This is a genomic window from Streptomyces sp. NPDC058289 (genome assembly GCF_042880975.1).
In the GTDB taxonomy this organism is placed as follows: Bacteria; Actinomycetota; Actinomycetes; order Streptomycetales; family Streptomycetaceae; genus Streptomyces; species Streptomyces stoeckheimensis.
Genome location: NZ_JBHVYI010000038.1, coordinates 19,558 through 35,553 on the forward strand (window position 1 = coordinate 19,558; position 15,996 = coordinate 35,553).

Here is a 15,996-nt window from a genome sequence, read left to right on the forward strand (position 1 = left end):
TCGCCGTACGCGGCTCTCCCTGAAAGTGCGTCGGAAACGCATCGCCGCCAGTGCATCGCCGCAACGAATGCCGCTCCGCGCCCGTTTGACGGCAGGAGCAGGGCCCATGACCCGAGGAGAACGCGCATGTACGTCCGATCCGCCGCCGCGGCCACCGCCGCCTTCCTGGGACTCGCCCTGAGCGTGTGCGGTGCGGGCTCCGCCTCGGCCGCACCCGGTCCGGACTGGCTGTCCAACCCGATCGTGTACGCCCACCGGGGGGCTTCGGCGTACGCCCCGGAGAACACCCTGGAGGCGATCGACCTCGCCATGGAGATGGGCTTCGACTGGGTGGAGAACGACGTCCAGCGCACCAAGGACGGGGAGCTCGTGGTCATCCACGACGACACCCTGGCCCGGACGACCGACGTCGAGCAGGTGTTCCCCGACCGCAAGCCCTGGCGGGTGAAGGACTTCACCGCGGCGGAGATCGCCCGGCTGGACGCGGGCAGCTGGTTCGGCCCCGAGTTCGCCGGCGCCCCCGTACCGACGCTGCGGCAGTACATGAACCGGGTCCAGCGCAACCAGCAGCGCCTGCTCCTGGAGATCAAGAAGCCGGAGCTCTACCCGGGGATCGAACGGCAGACCCTGGACGTGCTGGGCGAGACCGGCTGGCTCGAGGAGAACCGCGTGGCCCGCCGGCTGGTGGTCCAGAGCTTCAGCGCCGCCTCGGTCCGCACCGTGCACGAGCTGCGCCCCGACCTGTTCACGGCCTTCCTCGGCACCCCGGCCCTCGCCGACCTGCCGCGGTACGCCGAGTTCACCGACCGGATCAACCCCTGGTACACCACCATCGACGGAGACTGGGTCGCCGCCGTGCACAAGCTGCTCGGCGCCCACGGCAAGGCGCTGGAAGTGGACACCTGGATCGTGGACGACGCCGCGACCGCCCTGAAGGTCCAGGACATGGGCGTGGACGGGATCATCACCGACAAGCCCGACGTCGTACGGGAAGCGGTCGGCGGCTACTGACGCGGCCGATGCGCGCTGCGCTGTTCGCGGGGCCACCACTGTCGGCGCTGTCAGCGCTGTCAGCGGGGAGCCGTACCGTGAAGGGGTGGACACCTCTGAGCCCCGCGGGCCGCACCTCGAATGGACCGTCGTCGACAGCGGCGGCATCGGCATCGGGCCGCTGCTCCTCGCCGCCACCCCCGAGGGCCTGGTCAAGGTCGAGTTCCATGCCGAACCGGACCGGGCCGAGAAGTTGATCGGCGCACTGGTCTCCCGGCTCGGCGCCGACGCCCGGCGCCCGCCGCCGGGCGAGGAGGTCCTGCTGGCCGAGCCGATACGCCAGCTGAACGCCTACTTCGCCGGTACGCTGCGCCGCTTCGATCTGCCGCTGGACTGGCGGCTCAGCTCCGGCTTCAACCGGCAGGTCCTGCTGGAGCTGGACCGCACCGTGCCCTACGGGGCGGTCGTGGGCTACGGCGAGCTGGCCGCCCGGGCCGGGGCCCCGGGCGCGGCGCAGGCCGTCGGCAACGCCATGGGCTCGAACCCGCTGCCGCTGGTGGTGGCCTGCCACCGGGTCGTGGAGAACGACGGGGGCATCGGCGGCTTCGGCGGCGGCGTGGAGACCAAGCGCCGCCTCCTCGCCCTGGAAGGGGTACTCCCCCAGCCGCTCTTCTAGGAGCCGTCGTGCTCCCGGTGCTCCCCGTGCCCCCGGAAACCCTGTTCCGCCCGGCCTGCGAGGGGTGCGAAACTGCGGCGGTGACCACACCTTGCGCCGCGCCCGCAGCCCCTCCGCATCCCTGTCGGAGGTGGACCGCGTGAGCACCGCGCCCGGCACCGACCGGCCCGCCGTCACGGTCACCGCCGCCGACCTGCCCCGACTGCGGCGCCGCACCTCCGGGGTACTGATCGCCGGCCAGGTGCTGGGCGGGATCGGCGTGCCCATCAGCATCGCCCTGGCCCCGGTCCTGGCCACCGAGGTCAGCGGCACGGAGTCGCTCTCCGGCTTCGCCTCGACCGCCTCCGTGATCGGCACCGCGGCCGTCTCCCTGCCGCTCGCCGCGCTGATGACCGCGCGCGGCCGCCGGCCCGGACTGGTCCTCGCCTACGTGATCGGCGCGGCCGGAGCCGCCCTCGTCGTCCTCGCCGCCTCGATCAAGAGCTTCCCGCTGCTGATGCTCGGCATGGCCGCCTTCGGGGCCGCCTCCTCAGCCAACCTCCAGGCCCGCTTCGCCGCCGCCGACCTCGCCGAGCCCGACCACCGGGCACGGGCGATCTCCGTGGTCGTATGGGCCTCCACCATCGGCGCCGTGCTCGGCCCCAACCTCTCCGCCCCGGCCAGCCGCAGCTTCACCGGCACCTCCATACCCCCGACGGCGGGGCCCTTCATATGGGCCGGCGCCGTCTTCCTGCTCACCGCCACGCTGATCGGCGTGCTCCTGCGCCCGGACCCGCTGCTGACGGCCCGCGCGCTCGCCCCGGCCGAGGACCAGACCCGCGCCGGCCGTTCGCTGCGTGCCGGCTTCGCGGCCGTCAAGGCCTCCCCCCGGGCCCGGCTCGCGCTGCTCACCATCGCGGTGTCACACACCGCCATGGTCTCGATCATGGTGATGACCCCGGTCGACCTCGGGCACCACGGAGCCGGGCTCCAGCTCATCGGGCTGGTCATCAGCGGGCACATCGCCGGCATGTTCGGCTTCTCGCCCGTGATGGGCTGGCTCGCGGACCGGATCGGCCGGCTGTCCGTGATCGGGCTCGCCGCCGGGCTGCTGTCCGTCGCCGCGCTGCTCGCCGGCACGGCCGACGGGAACCACGCCCAGAGCGGCGCCGGTCTCTTCCTGCTCGGGCTGGGCTGGTCCGCCGGCATGGTGTCCGGCTCCGCGCTGCTGACCGACTCGGTGCCGCAGCCCGCGCGGGCCGCCGTACAGGGGCTGGGCGACCTCACCATGAACACGGCCGCCGGGGTCGGCGGCGCCGCCGCCGGCCTGGTCATGTCCCAGGCGGGCTACGGCTGGCTCAACGCGGCCGCCGCCGCCCTGCTGCTGCCGATGGCGGCGCTCGCGCTGTTCACCTCGCGCCGCCGTCCGGTGAAGGCGACGGACACCGGGACGGGCACCGCTCAGTAGCTGATGTGGTAGGCCTTGCGGAGCGTCTCGTGGACGGTCCAGGTGGTCTTGTCGCCCTCCCGAAGGACACAGGCGGAGCCCGGGCCGACCTCCAGGGTCTCGCCGCCCTCCACCTCGACGGTGGCCCGGCCGCTCACCACCACGAACAGCTCGTTCGCCTCGGTGTCGGTGACCACGCCCGGGGTGATCTGCCAGATCCCGCGCACCTGCGAGCCGTCCGGCGCCTCCCACAGCACCTTGCCCGTCACCACGGGATTCCCGGAGACGATCTGCGCGGGGTCGAGCTCGTCCACTTCCAGCTCGGAATCGGGAAAGTCCGGGACGGAGACGGCGAAGGAAGCGGGGGCCGGGGCGGGAGTATCAGCGTGATCATTCGTGCTCATGGTCCGGGAGCCTAATCGGGCTGTGCGGCGGACCGGGGTGATCAGAGCGTCCAGCGCGCGCCCGCCCCGCGCGTCATCCTGTCGCCCCCTTGACGCGCCGCTTGCGCGGCTCGGCCCCTGGGGGCCTCCCCGGCTTCGCGCCGCTGCGCCGGACTCCGTCCGGCGGTGGCCCGGCGGGATGCCCTCCACCGCGGTCCGGGAGTACGGCCGGTGGGCGGGTGCGGGGGGTGCGGCCCTGCGGGGCGGAGTCCCCCACCCGCCCTTCGCCCGTTCCCCGGGCTCTGCCCGGACCCGGTCCTCGAACGCCGGACGGCTGAAAGACCGGCCGCCGGCCCGCACGTGCAGGCTGGCACCGGCCAAAATCCAGCCCCTCCGGCGTTCGAGGAGCGGGGGGTCCGGGGGCTGGCCCCCCGGGAACGGCGCCGCACCCGGAAACGGATCCGGGACGGAGCCCCGGGCCTTTCGGGTCCGGTCCGGCCCGGGGAACGGTGGAAGGGCGGGTAGGGGACCTCGCCCCGCGCAGCGGCACACCCGCGGAGGTCCGGGCCGCCGCGGCCACCCCCAGGCCCCGGGGGGCGTCCTGAGGGCTCGGGCGTGCACGGGACCGGGGCGGGTTCGCGCCGGTGCGGCGTCCGGGCGTTTGGGGTGCCGGATCGCGTGCCAGGGATGGGGACATGTCACAGCACACAGCATCCGAGCCCACCGCATCGTCCTCGGTCGGAGCAGCGCTCCCGGTACCGGTCCTGTCGGAGGAGGTGCGCGAGGCGCTCGACCGCCGGCAGCCCGTCGTGGCACTGGAGTCCACGATCCTCGCCCACGGTCTGCCCCGCCCCCGCAATCTGGCGGTGGGTCTGGAACTGGAGGAGCTGGTCCGCGCCGAGGGCGCCGTCCCGGCGACCATCGCGGTCGTCGACGGGGTGGCGTACGCCGGGCTCGACAAGGCCCGGCTGGAACGGATCGCGGGCGGCGAGGGCGTGCGCAAGCTCGGCCACCGGGATCTGGCCCCGGCCCTCGCCACGGGGGCGACCGGCGCGACGACGGTCTCGGCCACGGCCTTCCTCGCCGCGCGGGCGGGGCTGCGGGTCTTCGCCACCGGCGGGCTGGGCGGCGTACACCGGGACTGGACCCGGGCGCAGGACGAGTCGGCGGACCTCGCGCTGCTGGCGCGGACCCGGATCACCGTGGTGTGCGCGGGGGTGAAGTCGATCCTGGACGTGCCCGCGACGCTCCAGCGGCTGGAGACGCTGGGGGTGACGGTCCTCGGGTACGGGACGGATCGTTTCCCCGGGTTCTACCTGGCCGATTCCGGCGAGCCGGTGGACTGGACCGTCCACCGCCCGGAGGAGGCGGCGGCCGTGATGGCCGCTCAGGACCTGCTCGGCGGCGCGGAGTCGGCGCTGCTCGTGGCCAACCCGGTGGCGCGGGAGCGGCAGCTCGATCCGGAACTCCACGACCGGGTCCTGGCCGAGGCCCTGGCGGAGTGCCGGGAGCGGGGCATCACGGGGCAGGCGGTGACACCGTTCCTACTGGGGTTCCTGGTGCGCGCGACGGGTGGCGCCTCCCTGGAGGCCAACCTCGCGGCGGTACGGGGCAACGTGCGCCTCGGGGCCCGGATCGCGCGGGCCTGGGCGGCGCGGCCGTGACCGCCGCACCGGCCGCTCCCGCCGGGCCGGGGGCGCTGCTGGTCGTCGGGGACGTGGTGACGGACGTCGTGGCGGTCCATACGGAACCACTGGCTCCGGGTACCGACACCCCGGCCCGGATCCGGACCCTGCCGGGCGGCGCCGGAGCCAACGCGGCCTGCTGGGCCGCCCACGCGGGAGCCCCGGAGGTACGCCTCCTCGCGCGGGTCGGCGCCGACTCGGCCGGGTGGCACGAGCGGGCCCTGCTCGACGCGGGGGTGCGGCCGAGGCTGGTGGTAGATCCCGCCGAGCCGACCGGGACGGTGGTCGCGCTGGTCGGAGCGGACGCGGAGCGGACCTTCCTGACCGACAGCGGCGCCTCGCTGCGGCTCTCCCCTGCCGACTGGGAGCCCGGACTCCTGGACGGGGTCGCCCATCTCCACCTGTCGGGCTACCTGTTCTTCGCGGACGCGAGCCGGGAACTGGCCCTGGTCGCGCTACGGGCCGCCCGTGCCCGGAACGTACCGGTGAGCGTGGATCCGGCGTCGGCGGGGTTCCTGGCCGCGCTGGGTCCGCAGCGCTTCCTGGCCGCCGCGGCGGGGGCCGGCGTACTGCTGCCGAACGAGGACGAGGCGCTGCTGCTCGCGGGGTCGCCGGGGCCGACCGGAGCGGCTGGAACGACCGGGCCGCCGGGGCGGGCGGCCGCGGTCGCGCGGGCGGCGGCAGAGCTGAGCCGGCGGGTGCCGTTGGTGGTGGTCACCCGGGGCGGGGCCGGAGCGCTCATCGCCGAGGACGGCCGGGTGACGGCCGAGGTCGCGGCGGAGAGCGCCGAGGCGGTGGATTCCACGGGCGCCGGTGACGCCTTCACCGGCGCCTTCCTCGCGGCCCGGCTGGCGGGAGCGGGCTCGGCGTGGGCCGCGGGCGCCGGCTGCCGGGCGGCCGCGCTGGCGGTGACCCGGCTGGGCGGGCGGCCGTAGGGGGAAGGGACAAGGGAGACCGTACGGCCGCGCCGGTGGGTGTTACGACGTGTACTGCTGGTCCATCCAGTCGATCACGCCCGCACCGTCCAGGTGGTAGCGGAAGACGCGGCCCTGGTTCGGGTGGGCGATCAGCCAGTCGATGAGTTGCTGGAGCGTGATCGGCTGGCTCAGCGGGCTGGCGATGACGGGGGTGACGGCCGTGATCTTGGCGTCCTCGGCGATGTTGAGGAAGGTCTCCTTGCCCACCGTGTCGAAGGGGGCGGCGTCCATGCCGGGGGCGGCGCAGCCCCAGTTGCCGTGCTTGACGATCATGCTGTGGACCCCGCCCTCGGGGGTGTAGCGGTAGACGGCGACCTCGTCGGGCGAGATCGGCATCTTGTGGTCGCAGGCGGAACCGGGCGCCGGCGGCTTCTTCGTGCCCGCCGGGGTGACGGTCGAAGGGGCGGTGGGAGTCGGCTTCTTCGACGGGGCCGAGGAGGGCGATGCCGAGGCCGACGGGGAGGCGGCGCCCGTGGCCGTCGCGCCGGCGGAGGGGCTCGCGGAGGGGCTCGCGGGGGTGCCCGCCGCACCGGTCTCGTCGTCACCGTTGCACGCGGTGAGGGTCAGGGTCGCGCACAGGGCCAGCGCGGCGAGCGCCGCCTGTGTGCGCAACCGTCTCGCGTCCCGAACCATCGCGCCGTGTCCGCGCATTGCCTTCTCCCTCTGCCAAGGCGCCACCGGAGTGGCCGCCGTCGAAGCGTGCCGTCAACGTAGCGCGCGGTTCCGGCCGGAGCGATGGCCGGAACCGATCGTCACCGTGCCGGAATCCCCCTGTTGCGGTTCCCGGACCTCCGTGACGGGGCGGGGTTCGCGGAGGTGCACGCGGAGGTGCGCCAGAGGTGCGCGCGGCGGCCTCGTGCGGTCAGCCGGTGCCCCCTCCGCGCAGGCCCGTCCAGGCCGGATGGCGCGGATCGTCGGCCCGGACCAGGGCGTCGGCCCGGTCCGCCGGGCCGGTCTCGGCCTCGTAGCGCGCGAAGGCGGGGAGGGTCCAGCGGGCGGACTCCTCGGTGCGGCGGGCGAGTGCGCCCGGGGAGAGCCCGATGTGGACGCTGAGGTCGAAGGGGAACCAGTGGCCCAGCAGCAGCGGCCCGTGCACGATCAGCACACCGCCGGGCGGCAGTTCGGCGTACGGGCTGCGGGTCGCCCGGTCGGTGACCGGGTCCCAGAGGTCGGGCAGCACCCGGCCCGTGCCGCCGGGGTCGGTCGGGCCGAAGACCTCCCGCCAGAGCGCGGCCGTGTCGTACCAGCCGTCGAGGTACGAGTCCACGTCCTCGCGCCCGAACTCGAAGCGGAGGGAGGCCGGGCGCAGGAAGCCCTCGGCCGCCACCACCAGGACCGAACGCCCGCGCAGGCGCAGCGCGTCGGCCAGCTCCGCGGCGAGCACGCCGGTGCGGGCGGCGGGCGCCCCGTCGATGCCCACCCGCCGCCATCGGCCCTCCGGGCCGCTCCCGCCCTCGCCCCCGTCCTCGCCGCTGTCCTGTTCGTTGTCGTCGAGGTGACCGGCGAGCCGCTCGGCCATCCGCTGCCATGTGATCGCTTCCAGCTGCACCAGCCCATTGTCAGTGGTGCCCCCTAACGTTTTTCAGGAGGGATCACCGGCGCACAGGGGCCGGCGGCCCGGCCTTGGGGAGGGGTCTGTCATGGCTCGGGAGACGACGTATCTGGAGCTGTCCCAGGAGGACGGCGGTGCCCACAAGTTCTACGAGGTCACCGTCGACGGGACCTCCGTCTCGGTGCGGTACGGCCGCATCGGCGCGGACGGCCAGCTGCAGAGCTCCTCCTTCCCGACCATCGAGAAGGCACGGGCCGCCGCCGCCAAGAAGGTCGGGGAGAAGGTCCGCAAGGGCTACGCCCCCGCGGTGCAGGGAGGCCGCGCGGCCCGGTCGGTGACGCGCCGCCAGGTGACCTCGACCCCGTCCACCGCTCGCGCGACGGCCCCGGTGCTGTGGCGGTTCCGTACGGGGTCCTCCGCCTTCGGGATCCACGTGGACGAGGACCGCTGCTGGGTCGGCAACCAGGCCGGGGACGTCTACACGGTGAGCCACGACGGTGAAGTGCTCGCCCGGTACTCGCTGCCGGACGGGGTTAAGTGCCTGGTGGCCGACGAGTTCTGGATCTACGCGGGCTGTGACGACGGCACGGTGTACGACCTGTCCTCGAAGGTGCCGTTCGGGGCGTACGACATCGCCGCCGACGTGGACATCTTCTGGCTGGACATCCGCGAGGGCGTGCTGAACGTGTCCGACCGCAACGGCGGGCTGACGGTCATCGACCACGAGGACGAGTTCCAGTGGTCGCGGCGCTCGGCCGGAACGAACGCGTGGATGGTGCGCGCGGACGAGCGGGCGGTCTACCACGGCCACGGCAAGGGGGTCACGGCCTACGCCCCGGACGGCGGGCGGGAGTTGTGGCACACGCAGACCGACGGGTCGGTGCTGTTCGGCTGGCAGGAGGACCACGCGGTGTACGCGGGAACCGGCCGCAACACCGTGCAGCGGCTGTCGAAGGCGACGGGCGCCCTGGAGGCCACGTACCGGTGCGACGCGGCGGTCTACTCGTGCGCGACCTCGCCGGACGGCCGGCACGTCTTCGCCGGCGACCTCGCGTCGTCCGTGTACTGCTTCGACGCCGACGGGCGGCGGCTGTGGAAGCTGGGCACCGGCAGCGGGGCCGCGCTGTCCATGCAGTATCTGGACGAGCGGCTGTACTTGGTGACCACGGACGGTTCGCTGGTGTGCGTGGACGCGAGCGAGGCCGCGATCGCGGCCGCCCGGGAGGGGTCGGTGCCGACGGCCGTGGACGTGAAGTCGGCGGCGGCCCTGCCCGTCTTCACCCCGGCCGCCACGCCCTCCGCGGTGGCGACGGTGTCGGTGGCCTCGGTGCCCGCGGGCGGTGTGGTCGTGGAGTGCGTGCAGCAGGGCCAGCGGATGCGCGTACAGGTGGTGTCGGGCGGGTTCGAGCCCTCCTGGAACGTGCAGTTCCCGCGCGGGATACGGGAGCCCGGCGCCCGGTACGTGGTGGACGGCCTGCACCCGGCGGCCGGAGGCTTCTACCGCGTGCGCGGGGAGATCCGCCGACTCGTCTGAGCGGTGACCCGGTTCACGGGCCGGGGTCACCGCTCACGGGGCGGGGTCACCGCTCAAGGGGGGGCGGGGTCACCGCATCGGCCCTCACCGCGTCCGCGTGGGGCACGCGCAGGGCGTGGCCCCGGAGGGGGCCTTCGCGGGAAGCGCGAAGGGGTCGCCCTCGGGCAGGGCGGCGGTCACGCAGAGCACGACCCGCTCGCTGCCGAGGTTGCGGCCGAGGTGGACGTGGCGCCGCCCGGCGGGCTCGACGAAGCTGGTGCCGGTGTGATGCACCTCGACCGTGCCGTCGCTCAGGATCCGGGTCAGGGTGCCGGACTTGACCACCGCTATCAGCGGGACGCGGTGGTAGTGCCAGCCGGTGCAGCCGCCGGGCTCTATCTCGACCTCTCTCACCACGAGGTCGGAGGCCACCTCCGCTTTCGGGCGCCGGCCCGCAGTCCTCGGGCGCCCGGCCGTCGCCTGCCGTCCAGCCATGTTTCCCTCCTCCATGGACCGGACGCGGCCCACTCGACTCACGGTAGGAGGACACCATGAGGTCAGGGAAGACTTTGTGAAACCGCAAGTACCCATACGTACAAGGTGATATACGGCCTGAACGGCGGTATCACTTCGACATGAGCCTGGTCGTTTTCGAGTCGACGAAGCAGATCCACTGCGCGGAGTGCAGGCAGGGACCACTGCGCCGCCTCGTCCGCGAGACCGGCGTGCCCCGCTGCCTGGACTGCGCCGACCTCGGACACCTCGTCTACCTTCCGCGCGGCGACACCGCCCTCACCCGCCGGGCCCACGAAGCCAGTTCGCTGTCCGCCGTGGTGGTCCGCTTCCACCGGCGCCGCCGCCACTACGAGCGCATGGGAATCCTCGTCGAGGACGCCGCCCTGGCCCGAGCCGAGCGCGCCTGCCTCGCGGACGCCGAGGCGCGGGCCCGCCGCCGGGAGCGCGACCGGCTGCGCCGGGCGGCCGAGGACACCCGGTTCACGGCGGCCTTCGCCGCCGAGATCCTGCGCCTGTTCCCCGGGTGCCCCTCCGACCGGGCCCGGGCCATCGCCGCGCACGCCTCGGTGCGCGGCAGCGGTCGGGTGGGCCGCAGCGCGGCGGGCCGGGCCCTGGACCCGCCGGCCGTGTACGCGGCGGTACGGGCGGCCGTGCGGCACCTCGACACCGAGTACGACTCCCTGCTGATGGGGGGCGTGCCCCGGTTCGCGGCCCGGGCCCGGCTGGCGCCCCGGATCGACGCGATCCTGGACGGCTGGCGGGCGGCCTCGGACGCCTCCGACACGCCCGCGCAGGCTAGTTGAGCCGGAACCGGCGGTAGAGCAGCACTCCGCCGAGCAGCATGGCGCCGCCGCCGGACAGCAAGTAGCCGGCGCCCTCGGCCCCGGTGTGGGCGAGCGCCGAGGGGTGGCTGCGGGGCGGGGCCGGCGGGGTGACCGGCCGTACGGCGACGGGCGGCTGGACGGGCGGCTGGACGGGCTTGCCGACGACCGGGGTCGAGCCGTTGACGGAGGTGTTGCCCACGGAAGAGTTGCCGACGCCGACGACGCTCACCGAGTTGCCGCTGATGTTGACCGGTACGTCGACGGGGAGTTGGAGCCCGTTGCCGGACAACAGCCCCGGAGAATCCTTTCCGCGCCCATCGGCCACCGCACCCCGGCCGTGCCCGCTCTGGCCGCCGTTCCCCGCACCGTTTCCGGCGCCGGGTTTCGAGGGGTCCGACGGCCGCGGCCCGGGATGACCCGGCTTCCCGGCGCCCTGGTCCGCATTGGCGCACCGGTTCCCGGCGGCCGAGTTGAGCACGCCGACCACGCTTACGGTGTTCCCGCACACGTTCACCGGTGCGTGCACCGGCAGTTGCAGCAGATTCCCCGACAGCACCCCCGGCGAGCGCACGGCCTGTCCGCCCGCCTCCGCATCGGCATGGGCGAAGCCGCCCGCACCCGCGACCGCGAGTCCACCCCCCGCAACCACCGCCGCGATCAAGCCATTCCGACGACTGTGACGCATCAGATTTCCTGCCTTCCGGAAGGGTCCACGGGCCTTGCACCCGTACCGGAAACAACGCCGTAACCCCATTCGGGTTATAGCGCCGGTAGGCATTTCACTCCATCGTGTACTGGGTAATCCCTACTTCATGACTCGCCCGCTGCTCCTCCTCGACGTGGACGGCCCCCTCAATCCGTTCCGGTCCCGCCTCGCAGGTCTCCGCGGATACACCAGCCACCGGATGCGTCCGAGCATCTGGCTGTCCTACCGCGCACCGGAATCCCGCAGCACCAGGCGCGGGCTGCGGGTGCGCCTGCACCCGACCCACGGCGCCCGGCTGCTGGCCCTGCCCTACGAACTCGCCTGGGCCACCGCCTGGACGCACGAGGCCAACACGCTGATCTCCCCGCACATCGGACTACCCGCTGATCTTCCTGTCATCGAATGGCCGGAACCCTTCACCCGCGACCCCGACGGCCTCTTCTGGAAGACCCGCCCCCTCCTGGAATGGGCGGCCGGCCGGCCCTTCGCCTGGGTCGACGACATGATCACGCACCGGGACCGCGCCTGGGTCTCCGCCCACCACCCGGCCCCGGCCCTGCTCCTGCGCATCCACCCCCGCCACGGCCTGCGCCCGCAGGACTTCGCCACCCTCGAGCGCTGGGCGGCCGGGCTCAGCCCAGCAGGGCCGTGACCGGGTCCGGGGAGGGGCGGCGGCCCGTGGGCCACCAGTCGTCGTCGCCCAGGCGGTTCTCGTAGGAGTACCAGAGGGCGTCCCGGCCGAGCCGGAGCTGCCGGCCGGTGCCCGTGAGCCGGTTGCGGTCGGGGCGGAACGAGCCCTGGGCGGCGGCGAGGAGCGCCGGGCGGGCCCGGTCGAAGGGGCCGGCGGGCGGGTCCCAGGGCTCTTCGAGGGCGAGCAGGGCGGGCAGACCGCCCTGCCGCCAGGCTGCCGCCCCCCGGGCCAGGTCGGTGGTGCTGCGACCCGTGGCGCGGGCCAGCTCGCGGTAGAGGGCGCGGGCGGCGCCGGTGAGCCCGGCCGTGGGGTGGGCCGAGGCCAACCGGACGGCGTCCTGCCAGCGGCTCAGTCCGGCCATCGGATCCTCGGCGGTGCGCAGCAGCGCCAGGGCGCGGGCGGCCGCGTCCGCGGCGAGCTGGTCCAGGGCGAGCGGGTCCGGGGCCGCCGGGTCGGCCGGATACGCGGGCGGCATCCCGACGGCGGAGGGCGCCGCCAGTGGAGCGGGCAGCGGCGGCAGGACGGTGCGGACGAGCGCGGCACGGGCCGGAACGCCGGGGAAGTCCGGCGCCTCATCGGGCTGTTCGCGCGCGGCATGGGCGGCATTGCGCCGGGTGAGCTCCTCCAGCAACTCCCGCTCACCGCGGCCGCGCAGCAGGAGCAGGACGAAGGGATCGGAGTCCAGGAGCCGGGCCGCGCGGTAGCACAGGGCCGCGGCGTGCTTGCAGGGCGGACGCCCGACGTCCGGGCAGGAGCAGCGCGGCACGAGCTCTCCCGCACCGGGCAGGACCGACTCGGAGAGTGACTCCGGGACCTCCCGCTCCAGGAGCGCGGCGAGCGCCGTCGGATCGGCCACCACCGATTCCAGCAGCTCGCTCCACTCGGCGTCCGAGAGGGCGGGCAGGGACAGCTCGGTGCGGTACGGCCGCGGCCGGCTGCCCCGTACGTAGGCCACGATCCGGCCCGGGGTGATCGTGACGGCGTCGACGTGCCCCTCGGCGGCGTACGTCCGCCCCCGGGTCAGGCGGGCTCCGTCGTGGGCCACCGCCTCCAGCGCGGACACCCAGGCCCGGCCCCACCAGCTGACGGCCTCCAGCCCCGGCGGCACGGTCTCGAAGGTGCGGCGGCGGTCGTCCCGCGCGGTGATCATCCGGGCCTGCGCAGGGAGACGAGGTCGGCCAGCTCGCGGTCGGTGAGCTCGGTCAGCGCCGTTTCGCCGGAGCCGAGGACGGCATCGGCCAGCGCCCGCTTGGCCTCCAGCATTTCGGCGATGCGGTCCTCGACGGTGCCCTCGGCGATGATGCGGTGGACTTGGACGGGCTGGGTCTGGCCGATGCGGTAGGCGCGGTCGGTGGCCTGTTCCTCGACGGCCGGGTTCCACCAGCGGTCGTAGTGGATGACGTGCCCGGCTCGGGTGAGGTTGAGGCCGGTGCCCGCGGCCTTGAGGGAGAGCAGGAACACGGGGACCTCGCCCGCCTGGAAGCGGTCCACGAGCTCCTCGCGGCGGGGCACGGGCGTGCCCCCGTGCAGCAGTTGGTGGGAGATCCCGCGGGCGGTGAGATGACGTTCGATGATGCGGGCCATCGTCACGTACTGCGTGAAGACCAGGACCGAGCCGCCCTCGGCCAGGATCGTGTCGAGCAGCTCGTCGAGGAGGGCCAGCTTCCCGGAGCGGTGCGCGATCCGGGGCTCCGCCTCCTTCAAATACTGCGCCGGGTGGTTGCAGATCTGCTTGAGCGAGGCCAACAGCTTCATGATCATGCCGCGCCGCTCGATTCCCTCGCTCGCGCCGATCACGGCCATCGCCTCGTCGACCGCCGCCTGGTAAAGGGAGGCCTGCTCGCGGGTGAGGGACACGGGGTGGTCGGTCTCCGTCTTCGGCGGCAGCTCGGGCGCGATCCCGGGATCGGACTTCTTGCGCCGCAGCAGGAACGGCCGGACCAGCGCGGCCAGTCGGGCGACCGCCGCCTCGTTGCCCCCGTCCTCCTCCGTCTGGTGCTCCACGGGCCGGGCGTGCCGGGCCCGGAACGCCGTGAGCGGGCCGAGCAGTCCGGGCGTGGTCCAGTCGAGGAGCGCCCACAGCTCGGAGAGGTTGTTCTCCACCGGGGTGCCGGTCAGCGCCACCCGGGCGGGCGCCGGGATCGTGCGCAGCGCCTTTGCGGTCGCCGAGTGCGGGTTCTTGACGTGCTGGGCCTCGTCCGCGACGACCATGCCCCAGGGCTGTTCGGCCAGCCGGGCCGCTCCCGCGCGCATGGTTCCGTAGGTGGTGAGGACGAATCCCCCGGCGGGTTGGTCGGCCAGCCCCTCGAGGCTGCGGCCGGCGCCGTGGTAGCGGCGCACCGGCGTGCCGGGGGCGAACCTCTCGATCTCCCGCTGCCAGTTGCCCAGCAGCGAGGCCGGGCAGACCACCAGCGTCGGCTCGGGACGGTCGCGGTGCAGGTGGAGCGCGATCAGCGTGACGGTCTTGCCCAGGCCCATGTCGTCCGCGAGGCAGCCGCCCAGTCCGAGCGAGGTCATCAGGTCGAGCCAGGCCAGGCCGCGCGCCTGGTAGTCGCGCAGGGTGGCCTTGAGCCCGGCCGGCTGGGGCAGCGGTGCCAGCTCCCCGGTCAGCCGGTCCCGCAGGGCGGCCAGCGCCCCCACGGGAACCGCGGCCACCGACTCCCCCTCGATCTCGACCTCGGCCGTCCCCGTCAGTGCTGCGGCCAGCGCGTCCACCGGGTCCAGCAGGCCCAGCTCCCGCTTGCGCGCCTTGCGCACCAGCTCCGGATCGACCCGCACCCACTGGTCGCGCAGCCGCACCACGGGCCGGTGGGCCTGCGCGAGCGCGTCCATCTCCCCCGGGGTGAGCCGATCGCCGCCGAGCGCCAGCTCCCAGGAGAAGGCGAAGAGGTGCTCGGCATCGAAGAACGCGGTGCCGTCGGTGGCGGAACCGGGCGCGGTGGACCGTACGACGGCGGTCGCCGACAGCGTACGAGCCAGCTCGCGCGGCCAGTGGACCAGGACTCCGGCCTCCGCCAGCCGGGTCGCGGCCCGGCCCAGCAGGTCTTCGAGCTCGGGGTCCGACAGGGCCAGGACATCGGGGACCTGCTGGTCGAGCAGCCGCAGCAGCGGCGGCCAGACCCGGGCCGCCCGGCGCAGCGCGAGGACGGCGTCGATCCGGGCGCGGGGTCCGAACCCGGCCGCGGCGGCGCCCGCCCAGAGCATCGCGGCGTCCGTGACCAGGGTCGGGTCGGCGAGGCTGTGGACCTGGACGACTGCGGCCCCGGCGCGGCGCACGTCCTCCTCCGGCTCCGTGCCGCTCTCGGCCTCGTCGAAGAGGCGGAAGGAGGACAGGTCGAGGCGGAGCGAGATCCCGACTCCGGTGTCCGCGCCCGAGGCGACCTGCGCGGCCCAGTCCCGTATCCCCGGGACCTGCTGCGGCTCGCGGGCCGCGAACGGCCGGCCCGCGGCGAAGGGGGCCGCGGGGGTCCGGGGCAGACTGTCGGCGACGGCGTCGAGGAACGCCCTGACCAGCGCCTCCGGTTCGGGCAGGTGAAGCGGGCGGCGTCCGGCGAGCGGTGTGGCGTACCCCTCGTGGGGCAGGGCGGCGGCGACCGCGCGCAGATGCGCGATGTCCTCGGCGTCCAGGGGCCCGGCCCGCCAGGCGTCGACCCCGTCTGGGGTCAGCCCGGGCAGCAGACGGCCCCGCGCGACGAGGGACAGCGCCTGGACGGCGGCGGTCCCCCAAGCGCGGGTCGCGGGATGCGTGGCGGGCCCGCGGGCCGCGCGGACCGCGCGGACGAGCACGGGCAGGGCGGCGGTGACCGTCAGCGTGACGGCGGGCACCGTGCGGGTACGGATGCCCTCGCCATGGGGACGGACCACCTGAAGCGTGGCCGGGACGCCTTCGGCGGGCAGGGGGTCCCCGTCGGGGGCCCAGAACGCGATGCGGCTCTCGCGGGGCACGGCAGCGGGCAGGAACACGGCGGCGTGCCGCGGCAGAGCGGACACGGTCACGGCCGGCTGCCCCGGTGCGCGCGACGTCGTCGGCATGTCCATCGTGCTCCCCCTCTCGCCC

15 protein-coding genes are annotated in these 15,996 nt (G+C 74.5%); 8 read left to right on the forward strand and 7 right to left on the reverse strand.

Going from position 1 to position 15,996, the window contains the following annotated elements:
• Positions 1-126: 126 nt before the first annotated feature.
• From ACFVX6_RS20725 to ACFVX6_RS20735, 3 genes are all read left to right on the forward strand, one after another.
• Entirely contained in the window at positions 127-1,011 is an 885-nt protein-coding gene (locus tag ACFVX6_RS20725; protein WP_389693438.1) for a glycerophosphodiester phosphodiesterase, read from the forward strand.
• Positions 1,012-1,096: 85 nt separating this feature from the next.
• Positions 1,097-1,666, forward strand: a complete 570-nt coding sequence (locus tag ACFVX6_RS20730) for a methylated-DNA--[protein]-cysteine S-methyltransferase (RefSeq protein ID WP_389693440.1) — start codon at positions 1,097-1,099, stop codon at positions 1,664-1,666.
• Between the two features lie 139 nt (positions 1,667-1,805).
• On the forward strand, positions 1,806-3,113 hold the full coding sequence (locus tag ACFVX6_RS20735) for an MFS transporter (RefSeq protein WP_389693442.1): 1,308 nt from the start codon (positions 1,806-1,808) through the stop codon (positions 3,111-3,113).
• On the opposite strand, the gene ACFVX6_RS20740 is transcribed toward ACFVX6_RS20735, so the two are convergent.
• Positions 3,107-3,496, reverse strand: a complete 390-nt coding sequence (locus ACFVX6_RS20740) for a cupin domain-containing protein (RefSeq protein WP_389693444.1) — start codon at positions 3,494-3,496, stop codon at positions 3,107-3,109. The two genes, ACFVX6_RS20735 and ACFVX6_RS20740, sit on opposite strands and share 7 nt — an antisense overlap.
• A gap of 674 nt (positions 3,497-4,170) precedes the next feature.
• On the opposite strand from ACFVX6_RS20740, the gene ACFVX6_RS20745 reads away from it, so the two are divergent.
• Both ACFVX6_RS20745 and ACFVX6_RS20750 read left to right on the forward strand, forming a co-directional pair.
• Positions 4,171-5,139 carry a pseudouridine-5'-phosphate glycosidase gene (locus ACFVX6_RS20745; protein WP_389693446.1) on the forward strand — a complete coding sequence of 323 codons (969 nt, stop codon included), beginning with the start codon at positions 4,171-4,173 and terminating at the stop codon, positions 5,137-5,139.
• On the forward strand, positions 5,136-6,095 hold the full coding sequence (locus ACFVX6_RS20750; protein WP_389693448.1) for a carbohydrate kinase family protein: 960 nt from the start codon (positions 5,136-5,138) through the stop codon (positions 6,093-6,095). The genes ACFVX6_RS20745 and ACFVX6_RS20750 overlap by 4 nt, the downstream gene beginning before the upstream one ends.
• A 42-nt stretch (positions 6,096-6,137) precedes the next feature.
• On the opposite strand, the gene ACFVX6_RS20755 is transcribed toward ACFVX6_RS20750, so the two are convergent.
• Both ACFVX6_RS20755 and ACFVX6_RS20760 read right to left on the reverse strand, forming a co-directional pair.
• A complete protein-coding gene (locus ACFVX6_RS20755; protein WP_389693450.1) occupies positions 6,138-6,788 on the reverse strand; it encodes a hypothetical protein in 651 nt (216 codons plus the stop codon).
• A gap of 211 nt (positions 6,789-6,999) precedes the next feature.
• The gene (locus tag ACFVX6_RS20760) at positions 7,000-7,686 is read right to left on the reverse strand and encodes a uridine kinase (RefSeq protein WP_389693452.1); all 687 of its coding nucleotides are present in this window, start codon (positions 7,684-7,686) and stop codon (positions 7,000-7,002) included.
• 91 nt (positions 7,687-7,777) lie between these two features.
• On the opposite strand from ACFVX6_RS20760, the gene ACFVX6_RS20765 reads away from it, so the two are divergent.
• On the forward strand, positions 7,778-9,223 hold the full coding sequence (locus ACFVX6_RS20765) for a WGR domain-containing protein (protein WP_389693454.1): 1,446 nt from the start codon (positions 7,778-7,780) through the stop codon (positions 9,221-9,223).
• A gap of 84 nt (positions 9,224-9,307) precedes the next feature.
• On the opposite strand, the gene ACFVX6_RS20770 is transcribed toward ACFVX6_RS20765, so the two are convergent.
• Positions 9,308-9,697 (reverse strand): cupin domain-containing protein, encoded by a 390-nt coding sequence (locus tag ACFVX6_RS20770; protein WP_389693456.1) that lies wholly within the window; start codon positions 9,695-9,697, stop codon positions 9,308-9,310.
• Between the two features lie 140 nt (positions 9,698-9,837).
• Here ACFVX6_RS20770 and ACFVX6_RS20775 point away from each other — a divergent pair, with 140 nt between their 5' ends.
• A complete protein-coding gene (locus tag ACFVX6_RS20775) occupies positions 9,838-10,521 on the forward strand; it encodes a DUF2293 domain-containing protein (protein WP_389693458.1) in 684 nt (227 codons plus the stop codon).
• On the opposite strand, the gene ACFVX6_RS20780 is transcribed toward ACFVX6_RS20775, so the two are convergent.
• A complete protein-coding gene (locus tag ACFVX6_RS20780; RefSeq protein ID WP_389693460.1) occupies positions 10,514-11,320 on the reverse strand; it encodes a chaplin in 807 nt (268 codons plus the stop codon). The two genes, ACFVX6_RS20775 and ACFVX6_RS20780, sit on opposite strands and share 8 nt — an antisense overlap.
• Before the next feature lie 34 nt (positions 11,321-11,354).
• Here ACFVX6_RS20780 and ACFVX6_RS20785 point away from each other — a divergent pair, with 34 nt between their 5' ends.
• Complete coding sequence (locus ACFVX6_RS20785; protein WP_389693462.1) at positions 11,355-11,900, forward strand: hypothetical protein; 546 nt, start codon at positions 11,355-11,357, stop codon at positions 11,898-11,900.
• Here ACFVX6_RS20785 and ACFVX6_RS20790 read toward each other — a convergent pair.
• Both ACFVX6_RS20790 and ACFVX6_RS20795 read right to left on the reverse strand, forming a co-directional pair.
• The gene (locus ACFVX6_RS20790) at positions 11,881-13,089 is read right to left on the reverse strand and encodes an SWIM zinc finger family protein (protein WP_389693464.1); all 1,209 of its coding nucleotides are present in this window, start codon (positions 13,087-13,089) and stop codon (positions 11,881-11,883) included. The two genes, ACFVX6_RS20785 and ACFVX6_RS20790, sit on opposite strands and share 20 nt — an antisense overlap.
• Entirely contained in the window at positions 13,086-15,971 is a 2,886-nt protein-coding gene (locus ACFVX6_RS20795) for a DEAD/DEAH box helicase (RefSeq protein ID WP_389693466.1), read from the reverse strand. Before ACFVX6_RS20795 ends, ACFVX6_RS20790 begins: the two co-directional genes overlap by 4 nt.
• Positions 15,972-15,996 lie beyond the last annotated feature (25 nt).